This is a genomic window from Streptomyces sp. NPDC104831 (assembly GCF_055583025.1).
Genome location: NZ_JBVJOT010000047.1, coordinates 57,526 through 69,439, shown reverse-complemented (window position 1 = coordinate 69,439; position 11,914 = coordinate 57,526). Strand labels below are relative to the sequence as shown.

At 72.0% G+C, this 11,914-nt stretch carries 8 protein-coding genes and 1 pseudogene; 3 read left to right on the top strand and 6 right to left on the bottom strand.

Features of this window, described 5'->3' with window-relative positions:
- Positions 1–96 precede the first annotated feature (96 nt).
- From ACZ63H_RS28410 to ACZ63H_RS28395, 4 genes are read right to left on the bottom strand one after another with little or no spacing between them, the layout of a single operon-like run.
- Complete coding sequence (locus tag ACZ63H_RS28410) at positions 97–2,490, bottom strand: beta-xylosidase/alpha-l-arabinosidase (RefSeq protein ID WP_469869801.1); 2,394 nt, start codon at positions 2,488–2,490, stop codon at positions 97–99.
- A complete protein-coding gene (locus ACZ63H_RS28405; RefSeq protein ID WP_469869799.1) occupies positions 2,487–3,305 on the bottom strand; it encodes a carbohydrate ABC transporter permease in 819 nt (272 codons plus the stop codon). The genes ACZ63H_RS28410 and ACZ63H_RS28405 overlap by 4 nt, the downstream gene beginning before the upstream one ends.
- The gene (locus ACZ63H_RS28400; RefSeq protein WP_469869797.1) at positions 3,302–4,258 is read right to left on the bottom strand and encodes a carbohydrate ABC transporter permease; all 957 of its coding nucleotides are present in this window, start codon (positions 4,256–4,258) and stop codon (positions 3,302–3,304) included. Before ACZ63H_RS28400 ends, ACZ63H_RS28405 begins: the two co-directional genes overlap by 4 nt.
- A 7-nt stretch (positions 4,259–4,265) precedes the next feature.
- The gene (locus ACZ63H_RS28395) at positions 4,266–5,570 is read right to left on the bottom strand and encodes an ABC transporter substrate-binding protein (RefSeq protein WP_469869795.1); all 1,305 of its coding nucleotides are present in this window, start codon (positions 5,568–5,570) and stop codon (positions 4,266–4,268) included.
- 134 nt (positions 5,571–5,704) lie between these two features.
- Here ACZ63H_RS28395 and ACZ63H_RS28390 point away from each other — a divergent pair, with 134 nt between their 5' ends.
- Positions 5,705–6,727: a LacI family DNA-binding transcriptional regulator gene (locus tag ACZ63H_RS28390; protein ID WP_469869793.1), complete on the top strand. Its 1,023-nt coding sequence runs from the start codon at positions 5,705–5,707 to the stop codon at positions 6,725–6,727.
- 719 nt (positions 6,728–7,446) lie between these two features.
- Here ACZ63H_RS28390 and ACZ63H_RS28385 read toward each other — a convergent pair.
- Entirely contained in the window at positions 7,447–8,532 is a 1,086-nt protein-coding gene (locus ACZ63H_RS28385) for an endo-1,4-beta-xylanase (protein ID WP_469869792.1), read from the bottom strand.
- 399 nt (positions 8,533–8,931) lie between these two features.
- Here ACZ63H_RS28385 and ACZ63H_RS28380 point away from each other — a divergent pair, with 399 nt between their 5' ends.
- Together ACZ63H_RS28380 and ACZ63H_RS28375 are read left to right on the top strand one after the other, a co-directional pair.
- Positions 8,932–9,627, top strand: a complete 696-nt coding sequence (locus ACZ63H_RS28380) for a glycoside hydrolase family 11 protein (RefSeq protein WP_469869790.1) — start codon at positions 8,932–8,934, stop codon at positions 9,625–9,627.
- A 67-nt stretch (positions 9,628–9,694) separates the two neighbouring features.
- Positions 9,695–10,375 (top strand): annotated as a pseudogene (locus tag ACZ63H_RS28375) (polysaccharide deacetylase family protein); the annotation flags it as partial.
- 277 nt (positions 10,376–10,652) lie between these two features.
- On the opposite strand, the gene ACZ63H_RS28370 reads toward ACZ63H_RS28375, so the two are convergent.
- Positions 10,653–11,654, bottom strand: coding sequence for a helix-turn-helix transcriptional regulator (locus ACZ63H_RS28370; protein ID WP_469869788.1), 1,002 nt, complete (start codon positions 11,652–11,654; stop codon positions 10,653–10,655).
- Positions 11,655–11,914: the final 260 nt, after the last annotated feature.

Below are 11,914 nucleotides of genomic sequence, written 5' to 3'. Positions count from 1 at the left end.
TATAGCCCGCTCCTCCTTTATACACCCCCCCCACCTCCCCCCCCCCCCCCCCCCCCCCCCCCCCCCCCCCCCCCCCCCCCCCCCCCCCCCCGCGGGTCAGGCGGTGGGGTCCGCCGGCCGCGCCTCCTCCTGCTCGAAGCGCGCGTGGAAGCGGCGGGTGTGGTCCACGTGGCGTTCCGGGCCGGTGAGCGTCACCGTCGCGGTCAGGCGGGCGTCGGTGCTGGACGCCGCCAGGCGCAGGTGCAGTTCGCCCGGTTCGATCACCCGGCGGCCGTCGCGGCCGGTGAAGGACGCCAGGTCGGCCGGCACGGTGACCCGCACCCGGCGGGTCTCCCCCGCGGCGAGCGGCACCCGGGTGTAGCCGACGAGCCGCTGCACCGGCTGGACGACGGAGGCGACCGGGTCGTGCAGATACAGCTGGACCACTTCGGTGCCGTCCCGCTCCCCCGTGTTGCGCACGGTGAAGGAGAGGGAGAACTCGCCGGCGGTGTCCGCCTCCGTCCGGTCGACGGCCAGCCCGGCCCAGTCGAACGACGTGTAGGACAGGCCGTGTCCGAACGCGAAGGCCGCCGTGGGGTCGATGCTGGAGACGTCGCTTGCCTGGGCGAGCCGTGCGCCGAGGTAGGTGGCGGGCTGCCCGCCGGTGTCGCGGGGCACGCTGACCGGCAGCCGTCCGGACGGGTTGATCCGGCCGCTGAGCACGCCGGCGATGGCCGTGGTGCCCTCCACCCCGGGGAAGAAGGACTGCACGACCGCGGCGGCCTCGGTCGCGGCCCGGCCGAGGGCGTAGGGCCGGCCGGACAGCAGGACCGCGACCACGGGCGTGCCGGTGTCGAGCAGCGCGTCGAGCAGCCGCTGCTGGGCTCCGGGCAGCGCCAGGGACTGCGCGTCGCAGCCCTCGCCGCTGGTGCCCCGGCCGAACAGGCCCGCGCGGTCGCCGAGGGCCACCACGACGACGTCGGCCCGGCGGGCGGCGTCCACGGCCTCGGCGATGCCGAAGATGTCGCCGTCGTCGACGCCGGTGCCCTGCACGACGGTGAGTTCCGTCTCGGGGAACTCCCGTCCGAGGGTCTCCTCCAGGGTGGGCAGGTCGATGCCGGCCGGTGTCCCCGGGTGGTGCACGCCGACGTGCTGGGGGAAGGAGTAGCAGCCCAGCACGGCCGTGGGAGCGGTGGCGTTGGGGCCGACCAGGGCGATGTGGCGGGGCCGGGCGAGGGGCAGGGTGCCGTCGTTGGCGAGCAGGACGACGGCTTCCTCCGCGACGGTCCGGGCCAGTTCCCGGTTCTCGGCGCTGTCCAGGTCGACGGTGCCGCGCAGGGTGCCCGCCTCGTCCAGGTCGGCTCCGCGCAGCGCGGCCGGGACCGGGTCCCAGCCGGCGTCGAGCAGGCCGAGCCGGGCCTTCTGGGTGAGCACCCGGCGCAGGGCCCGGTCGATCAGCGCCTCCGGCACCCGGCCGGCGGCGACGGCCTCGGCGAGGGGCGCGCCGAACGTCTTGACGGTGGGCAGTTCCACGTCCACGCCCGCGCGCAGGGCCGCCGCCGCGGCGTCCGCCCAGTTCCCGGCGATCCCGTGCAGGGTCTTGAGGAAGGCGATGCCGAAGTAGTCGGCGACGACCGTGCCCTCGAAGCCCCAGGTGTCGCGCAGCAGCCCGGTGAGGAGGTCCTCGTCGGCCGCCGAGGGGACGCCGTCGGTGTCGGTGTAGGCGTGCATGACGGAGTCGGCCCCGCCCTCCACGATGGCCATCTCGAACGGCGGCAGCAGGACGTCCGCGCGTTCGCGCGGGCCCATGCCGACGGGTGCGAGGTTGCGGCCGGCGCGGGAGGCGGAGTAGCCGACGAAGTGCTTCAGGGTGGCGACGACACCCGCCGAGCCCAGCCCCTGGACGTAGGCGGTGCCGATGCTGCCGACGAGGTAGGGGTCCTCTCCGATGGTCTCCTCGACGCGGCCCCAGCGGGCGTCGCGCACCACGTCCAGGACGGGCGCGAGGCCCTGGTGGACGCCGACGGAGCGCATGTCGCGGCCGATGGCCGCGGCCATCCGGCGGATCAGGCCGGGGTCGAAGGTGGCGCCCCACGACAGCGGGACGGGATAGGCGGTGGCGCCCCAGGTGGCGAATCCGGCCAGGCACTCCTCGTGCGCCAGCGCGGGGATGCCGAAGCGGTTCGCCGCGGTGATCCGGGTCTGGGTGCGCAGCAGGGACAGCGCGCCGAGCGCCGGGTCGACGGGCGCCGTGCCGAACGGGCGGGTCAACTGGCCCAGCCCGGCGGGCAGCAGGGCGTCGAGGTCGACGGCCTCCTCCATGTCGTGCTGGTGCGGCGCCACTTCGCCGCCCTCGTCGGACGCGCCGACCCACACGCCGTACAGCTGGGCGGTCTTCTCCTCCAGGGTCATCGCGTCGATCAGTGCGGAGACGCGGGTGCCGACGTCCTGGGTCGGGTCGTTCCAGACGGGGACTTCGGGGGTGGTCTCTACGGCCACGTTGGCGGTCACTTTCCTCCCATGCCCATCAGACCCTGGACCAGGGCCCGGCGGGCGAACAGGTAGACGAGCAGGACGGGCACCATGGACAGCGTCACGGCTCCCAGCAGGCCGGGGATGTCGATTCCGTGCGCGGTCTGGAAGTTGTACAGACCCAGCGTGATCAGCTTGGTGTCCTCGGACTGGGTCAGGACCAGCGGGAACAGGAAGCCGTTCCAGGCCTGGAGCGCGGAGAACACCACGATCGTGGACAGTCCGCCGCGCGAGAGCGGCACGACGAGCTGGAAGAACATCCGCCTCGGGCTCGCCCCGTCCATGGTCATGGCCTCGAACAGCTCCGGGGAGATGTCCCGCATGGCGCCGCTGAGGATGAGCGCCGACATCGGCAGGCAGAACGCGGCGGTGGGCAGGATGACGCCCAGCAGGTTGTCGTACAGCCCCGCCTCGCTGATCAGGTAGAACATCGGCACGATCACGGCCTGGGCGGGGATGGCGAGGCCCAGCAGGAACAGCCGGAAGATCTGCGAGGTGACCCGGGAGCGGCTGCGGACGATCGCGTAGGCGAGCGGTGGCACGAGCAGCAGCACCACGCCGACGACGCACACGGTGACGATGATGGTGTTGAGGAAGTACCGGCCGAAGCCCGCGTCGAACGCCCCGGTGTAGTTGTCGAAGGTGAAGTGGCCGGGGAAGGACACGGGGCCCTTCGCGGCGTAGTCCTCCCGGGTCCGCAGGGTCGCGGCGAGCAGCACGTACAGCGGCAGGCCGACGACGACGAGCCAGACGATCGAGCCGGCTCCGGCGAGGTAGTTGGGGCGGCGCCTCATGACACCCCTTCCATGTCGCTGCGCATCTTGTCGTAGCCGGAGACGCGGACCACGATCAGCGAGACGACGGTGGCGGCGACGACCAGGCACAGGGCGACGGCCGCGCCGGCTCCGAAGTCGAAGCTCTTGAAGGCCTTCTGGTACATGTAGTAGGCGCTGATGGTGGTGTCGGTGCCCGGTCCGCCCTGGGTGAGGATCAGCACGGTCTCGAAGGTGGTGAGGCCGCCGACGATCATCAGGATCATCGAGGTGACGATCGAGTTGCGCAGTTGCGGCAGCGTGATGTGGAAGAACTGGCGGAAGCGCCCGGCGCCGTCGATCTCCGCCGCCTGGTAGAGCACCGGCGGGATGGCCCGGGCGGCGCCCTGGTAGATGAGCGTGTGGAACGGGGTGTACTGCCAGGTGCTGACGAAGGCGAGGACACCGATGGCGGTCGACTGCTCGCCGAACAGGTTGCCGTCGCCGAACAGCCAGGTCATGCGCGCGGGGATGCCGAAGTTCGGGTCGAGCAGCGCCCGCCAGAGCACCGACACGGCGGTGGCGGACAGCAGCAGCGGGATGAAGTAGACCGCCGACAGGACGGCGCGGTTGCGCTGGTGTCCGGCGGCCCACACGCCGAGCACGATGCTCAGCGGGGTCTGGAGGACCACGCCGAGGGCCGTGAGCAGCAGGGTGAGCCAGATGCTGCGGATCATCACCGGGTCGTCGAGGATCCGGTTCCAGTTGTCCGTGCCGACGAACCGGGGGGAACCCAGGCCGTCCCAGCTCATGAAGGACAGCACCGCGACCATGATCAGTGGCGCGATGGCGAAGAGGGTGAAGAAGAGGGTGGCGGGCAGCGCCCAGAGGAAGCCGGGGCGGGTGCCGTGGGCGGCGTAGGAGCCCTCCGTCCGCCGCCGGGCCTTGCGGGGGGCCTCGGCGGTGGGCGGGGCGCTCGTGAGCTGTGTGGTCATGAGCGGTTCATTCGGTCGGAAGGGCCTGCATGGCCTTGACGAAGCCGTCCGTGTCGAGCTGTCCGTTGAAGAACTGCTGTACGGCCTGGTGGATGGCGGTGCTGGCGGTCTGCGGGTAGGCCTGGTCCCAGGACAGCTGGAAGGACTTGGCCTTGGCCACCAGGTCGTACTGGAAGCGGGAGTACTCGGGGCTCGCGGACTTGTCCAGGAACTGCGGGGTGTTGGTGGTGGTGGGCAGGTTGCCGATGGACAGCTGGGCCTTGACGAACTCGTCGGAGTACATGAGCTTCAGGAACTCGGCGACGGCCTCGGGGTGCTTGGTCTTCTTCAGCACCGAGTAGAAGTTGTTGGTGTTGCCGACGACGTCCGACGGGTCGCCCTTGCCGCCGGGGATGGTCGGGAAGGTGCCGTAGCCGAGGCCCTTGGCGGCGAAGTCCTTGGCGTCCGTCTGCTGCTGCGAGTAGTACCAGGAGCCCATCAGCTCGAAGCCGGCCTTGCCCTGCGCCACCAGGGCGGGCGAGGAGCCGTTGGTGTACTTCACCGAGTCGTAGTTCTTGCCGAACGCGCCGGTGTCGACCAGTTCCTTGAGCATGCCGAGCGCCTTCTTGCTGTCCGGGCTCGCCCAGGCGTCCTTGTCGCCGCCGAGGGCCTTCTCGAACAGCCCCGGTCCGGCGACCCGGTCGTAGACGTACTCGAACCACATCAGCGTCGGCCACTGGTCACCGCCGCCGAGGGCGATGGGGGTGACACCGGAGGACTTCAGCTTCCGTACGGCGTCCAGCAGCTGGTCCCAGGTCTGGGGCTGCTTCACACCCGCCTTGGCGAGCACGTCCTTGTTGCTGAACAGCAGCACCGGCTGGGTGCCGCGCATCGGGATGCCGTAGGGCTTTCCGTCCACGACGGAGCTGTTGTAGACGGTGGGCAGGAACTTGTCGTCGAGATTGGGGTCCTTCTTGATGAAGTCGTCCAGCGGCATCAGCAGCCCCGCCTTGACGAACGGCTTGATGCTGCCGCCGCCCCAGTGGAAGAAGACGTCCGGCGCCTGGGGTGTGCTGATGATGGTCTGCAGCTTCTGCTGGTAGTCGGCCCCGGGGATGGTGTCGAGGACCGCCTTGACCTTCGAGGTCTTGTTGAAGGTATCGACGATCTGCTTCTCGATCTTGTTGCCGGAGTCCCCGTAGACGAGCACGTGGATCTTGCCGTCGTTGGAGGAACCCCCGCCGCTTCCGCTGCCGCACGCCGCGAGGCTCCCCGCCAGGGCGAGGGTCGCACCGCAGGCGACCAGTCTGGGCATCCGTGTACGCATGGTCATCCGCCTTCCGAAAGTTTCGGTAACAGAGCCGAAAGTCCTGCGGCTGGACAGTAGGAGGCGAGAGAAGAAATGGTCAACGGTCGTGCACTTACGCGGCCAAACCGTTACCCGGCATCGTGCCCTATGCTGCGACCATGCGTGAAGAAGCCCAGGTCGGTCGGAGAGTCACCCTGGCAGCCGTGGCCAGGGAGGCCGGCGTCTCGCTTCCGACAGTTTCGAAGGTGCTCAACGGTCGTTCGGATGTGTCTCCCGCGACCCGGGCCAAGGTCGAACGCCTGCTGGAGGTGCACGGCTACCGCCGGCGGGCGGCGGGAGCGCCGCAGGCGCCGCTCATCGAGATCGTCTTCCACGAGCTGGAGAGCGTGTGGGCGATGGAGCTCATCCGCGGGGTGGAGAACGTCGCCAAGCAGAACGACGCGACCGTGGCGCTCACCGAGAGCGGGACCCGGCAGGCGCCCGGCCCGGAGTGGATCGGGGGTGTCCTGCGCCGCCGGCCGCTCGGCGTCCTGCTGGTCTTCTCGACGGTCCCGGAGGACGTGAAACGCCAACTGCGTTCGCGGGCCATCCCGTTCGTCATCGTGGACCCGGCGGGCGATCCGGACCCCGACGTGCCGTCCGTCGGCTCGGCCAACTGGGCCGGGGGCATGGCCGCGACGCGCCACCTGACCGACCAGGGCCACGAACGCGTCGCCATCATCACCGGTCCCGAGGACCTGATGTGCTCGCTGGCCCGGCTCGACGGATACCGCTCGGCCATGGCGATGGCGGGGCACGAACCGGACCCGGCGCTGGTGCGGTTCGGCGACTTCCACGTCCAGGGCGGCTTCGAACACGCCATGGACCTGCTGCGCCGCCCCGACCGCCCGACGGCGATCTTCGCCGGCAGCGACCTCCAGGCCCTCGGCGTGCTGGAGGCGGCCCGGGTCCTCGGCCTGAGCGTCCCCGGCCAGCTGTCGGTGGTGGGCTACGACGACGTCCCCCCGGCCCGCTGGTCGAGCCCGCCCCTCACGACCGTCCAGCAACCGCTCCAGCGCATGGCCGAGGAAGCGGCCCGCATGCTCCTGCGACCCACGGACGCCCGGAAGTCGGCGTTGCGCATCGAACTGGCCACCCACCTGGTGATCCGCCGGAGCACGGCTCCGCCCGGGGAGAGGTGACGGCGGGTCGGGACTCCGGAGCCCGGACCGCCGCCGTCCCCGGGACAGGGGCCGGACGAGGCGACGGGGAAGGGCCACGCGAGAGCGGCGCACCCCTCGACCCGGGGACCGCGGTGCCGGACCGCCCCCGTCCCCGGGACAGGGGCCGGACGAGGCGACGGGGAAGGGCCACGCGAGAGCGGCGCACCGCTCGACCCGGGACCCCGGCGCCGGACCACCGCCGCCCCCGGGACAGGGGCCGGACCACGCGACAAGGAAGGGCCGCGCAAGGATGGCGCACCGCTCGACCCGGGACCCCGGCGCCGGACCGCCGCCGCCCCCGGCGGCCGGGCGTCGGCCGACGCCCCCTCGCTCGCCGGGCCGGGGCCATTCCGCACTGGCCGGTCCGTGACCGAGGCCCAGTGTCCATGTCTGCCCGCGGTGTTCCGCCGGTGGAGCCTCGGCGAGGGTGCGGAGGCCGCCGACCGCGACCGGTACGGCACCCACGTCGCCCGCGGCCGTCGGCGGCACCGCCGTCCACTCGCCCGCCGGACCGGCAGCGCCCGCGCCGGCGACGGCCGGGGGCACCTTCTGTACCGACCATTCCACAACCGAGGCCCGAACGGGCCGCATCCCGCGGGCACCGGCCGGCGCGGACGCCCGCGCCGGGAGGCCGCGCGCCCGCCCGGACGGCACCGCGCTCCTCCGCCCCTCGCGTCGGAGCGCCGGTACCCCTCTCCTTACCCGGCGGACCGCGGCCGCGCCCGGCCCGTCAGCTCCGACTGGAGGGCGCGGTACGCCGGCTTGGGGCGGTAGGTCTCGTCGAACAGGTTGGCCGCGCCCTCGCCGGGGAACGTGTCGGGCACCCAGGAGTACTTGTCGGTGAAGCCCCACACGGTGAACGAGATGCAGTGCCGGGCGCGCAGACAGGCGTCGAGCAGGCGGCGGTAGCCCTCGGCCTGGGTGGCCAGCTTGCCGTCGTCGGCCGGCGTCTCCATGCGGACGTCCGCCTCCGTGACGGCGGTCGCCAGCCCGAGCTTGTCGAACCGGGCGAAGTTGGCCGCCATGTCGGTGGGCAGGCCGTACTGGATGCCGAGGTGCCCCTGGAAACCGACCCCGTCGATGGGCACGCCCTGGGCCCGCAGGCGGCTCACCAGGGTGTACACGGCGTCGCTCTTCGGGCCGGTCCACTCGGTGTTGTAGTCGTTGTAGAACAGCAGCGCGTGCGGGTCGGCCTCGTGGGCCCAGCGGAAGGCGTCGGCGATGTAGCCGGGTCCCAGCTCGCGCAGCCAGATGCTGTCCCGCAGGGTGCCGTCCTCGTTGAACGCCTCGTTCACCACGTCCCATTGCCAGACCCGTCCCTTGAAGTGCCGGACGGTGTCGGTGATGTGCCGGTGCAGGATGTCCCGCAGCTCGTCGGCGCTGAAGTCGCCCGACGTCAGCCAGGACGGCAGCTGGTTGTGCCAGACCAGGACGTGGCCGCGGACCTTCTGCCCGTTCCGGTGCGCGAAGTCGACGAGCCGGTCGGCGGCGGCGTAGTCGCGCTCGCCCCGGCGGGGCTCGATCGCCTCCCACTTCATCACGTTCTCCGGGGTGACGGTGGAGAACTCGGAACCGGCGAGCCGGCGGTAGGCGGCGTCGTCGGCGAGCGCGGACATGTCCACCGCGGTGCCGATCCGCAAGTGGTCGTCGGCGGCCAGCTGCCGCAGCGGACGGTCCACCGCGGCGGGGCCGCCCGCCGCGTCCGCCGGGCCGGCGGTGGCGAGCGGAAGCAGGGCCAGGCAGCAGGCCGCGGCGGCGGCCGCGGTGATCCGGGGGAGATTCACGAGTCCTCCTGAAAAGCGTCCGAAAGTTTCGCTTTAGGATGCGAGCGTTGCGTCACGCTAAACAGCCGCCTCTAAGCCGTCAACCGTCGTGACGTCGAATACGGCACCGCACTTCATCTGGCGCGCGAAACTTTCGGCTATACCTTCCATAAACCCACGCCGAGTTTCGGTGAAGTTTCGGAAACCGACGGATTGACCTCCGTTTCGGCCCGGCCGCATACTCTCCAGCAATCGAGCCCGCCTCCGGCAGGGACGGCCCGCCAGGGCATATGGCACGGACATGCCAATCAACAGGCCGACCGTTCGCGGCACCCGGCCACGACAGCCCGCACACCCGGCACCCGCACCGCCGCACCCGCCGCCCCGGGCCCCGCTCATCCGTCCTCACAGGAGGAAGACATGGACATGGACGACGCCCTCTCCCGCCCGATGAGCCGCAGGGGCTTCATCGGCCGCGCCGGCGCCCTGGCGGCGGCCACCACCGCCTCGGGACTGCTGCTGCCCGGCACCGCCGGCGCCGCCACCGTCATCACCACCAACCAGACCGGTACGAACAACGGCTTCTACTACTCCTTCTGGACCGACGGCGGCGGCGCGGTCTCGATGACCCTCAACTCCGGCGGCAACTACAGCACCTCATGGACGAACTGCGGCAACTTCGTCGCGGGCAAGGGCTGGAGCACCGGCGGGCGCAGGACCGTGAACTACTCGGGCAGCTTCAGCCCGTCCGGCAACGGCTACCTGGCCCTGTACGGCTGGACCTCGAACCCGCTGGTGGAGTACTACATCGTCGACAACTGGGGCACCTACCGGCCCACCGGGACGTACAAGGGCACGGTCACCAGCGACGGCGGCACGTACGACATCTACCAGACGACGCGGTACAACGCGCCCTCCGTCGAGGGCACCAAGACCTTCAACCAGTACTGGAGCGTCCGCCAGTCCAAGCGGACCGGCGGCACCATCACCACCGGCAACCACTTCGACGCCTGGTCCCGCGTGGGCATGCCCCTCGGCAGCTTCAAGTACTACATGATCCTCGCCACCGAGGGTTACCAGAGCAGCGGCAACTCCAACATCACGGTGAACGGCTGACCGGCCCCGCTTGTCGTCCACCCACCCCCGCCCACGGTCCCGCACGACCCGAGGAGGTCCCACCCCCATGCGCGCCGCACCCCGCTCCCTGCTGACCGGACTGGCCGTCGCCGCCACGGCCCTGGCCGGCACCGCCACCACCGCCGCCGAGGCCGCACCGGCACGGGCCGCCGCCTGCTCCGGCTACGTCGGGCTCACCTTCGACGACGGCCCGTCCAACGACCACACCCCGGCCCTGCTCAACGCCCTGCGGCAGAACGGCCTGCGGGCCACCATGTTCAACGAGGGCCAGTTCGCCGCCGCCTACCCGGCCCAGGTCCGGGCCGAGGTGAGCGCCGGCATGTGGGTCGGCAACCACAGCTACACCCACCCGCACCTGACCCAGCTGAGCCAGGCCCAGATCGACTCCGAGATCTCCCGCAGCCAGCAGGCGATCGCGGCGGCCGGCGGCGGCACACCGCAGCTGTTCCGCCCGCCGTACGGGGAGACCAACGCCACCGTCCAGACGGTGGAGGCCAAGTACGGCCTGCGGCAGATCATCTGGGACGTCGACTCGCAGGACTGGAACGGCGCGAGCACCGACGCGATCGTGCAGGCCGTCTCCCGGCTGGGCAACGGCCAGATCATCCTGATGCACGAGTGGCCGGCCAACACCCTCGCCGCCATCCCGCGCATCGCCCAGACCCTGGCGAGCAAGGGCCTGTGCGCCGGCCGCATCTCCCCCCAGACCGGCCGCGCCGTGGCCCCCTGACCGAACGGCACCCCTCCCCCGCGACCGTCGACCCGCCAGGGGTGGCCTCAGGCGACGCCTGGCTGCGCCTCGGCGGCCTGCTGGACGCGGCCGGCACGGGAACGGCCTGGCCGAGGCAGCCGGGCAGCCGGGCAGCCGCTGAACGGTACGGCTGACCAGCGCGCCGGAACAGGGCCCGGCCGGGATGCGGCGCGGGGTGAGGGCGGCCGAGGGCGTCGCCCCGGCCGGGTCCGCCGGTGACCGCGGGAGCGGCGGCCCGGGCCCGTCCCACTGCTCACACCCAGCCCAGGCGCACGGCCTTCACCGCCAGCTCGAAGCGGCTGGACGCGCCGAGGCGGGCCGTCAGGTCGGCCACCATGCGGCGCTCCGTGCGGACCGAGATACCGAGGGCGCGGGCCACCGTCTCGTCCTTGCAGCCGTCGGCGAGCAACCGCAGGACGGCCCGCTCCTGGGCCGTCGGCCCCACGGACGGCGCGTCCGGCGGCTCGGTCCCGAACGGCTCGGCGTCCTTCCAGTACGCCTCGAACAGGGCGTGCAGGGCGCGTACCACGGGCGCGCTCCTCAGCAGCAGCGCGGTGGGCCGGCCGGCCCCGGACTCGCCCGGTATCACCGCGACCTCGTGGTCCACGATCAGCAACCGCATCGGCAAGGTGGGCGCCAGCCGGATGTCGCCGCCCAGCTCCCTGGCCCAGCGCACGTACCGCGTGGTCACCCGGTCGGTGGTGATGCTCTGGAGATAGACCGTGCGGAACCGCACGCCCCGCAGCATGGCCTGCTCGTTCAGCGGCCGGCTCGCCTCCAGGGCCTCGGTCGGCAGGGCACCGCCCGGCTGGAAGGACAGCACCTCGCGGGTGCACCGGCCGGCCAGTGATTCGAGGCGGGTGCGGATCTCGTCCATGCCGCGCAGCACCTCGACGGCGTCCGCGGGCCGGTCGGCGGACTCGCCGGCCGCCGCGTACTCCGTGGCGAGCAGCTGGAGCGCCGTACGGGTCTGCGCGAGCCGTTCCTGCCGCAGCAGCAGTTCCTGCTGTTCGCGCTGGAGCATCAGCTCCAGGCCGAGGTCGGGACTGACGGCGCGGATCAGGTCGGGCCGGTCCTTGGAAGGGCGCAGCAGGGCCAGCTCGGTCAGCCGGTCGAAAGCGGCCTGCACCCGTCGGCCGCACATGCCGAGGATCCCGGCGAGCGCCGCCCGGTCGCACTCCCGGTGCAACAGCACCGCCCGGTACACCGCCAGCGCGTCCGCGTCGAGCGCCGTCCCCTCGTCCCCCCAGGTCACGGTGTGGCATCCCCTTCTCCCCAGCCTGCTCCGGCTCGTGCCCGCGCGGGAGCGCGGGCCGTTCGCCCGACGTCCGCCGCGGGTGCCCCCACCCCGGTACCCGGCACCGGATGCGCGGCCGGTACGCGGGCGACCCCGCCCCGGCCGCCTGGCCGGCTCCGTGATACCGCCCAGGGCTCAACAGTTCGCGAACGCCGACGCGTTGACCAGTCAGGTTTGCGTCATACCGGCCCTCGCCACGCCCTTGCGCCGTGTTCACC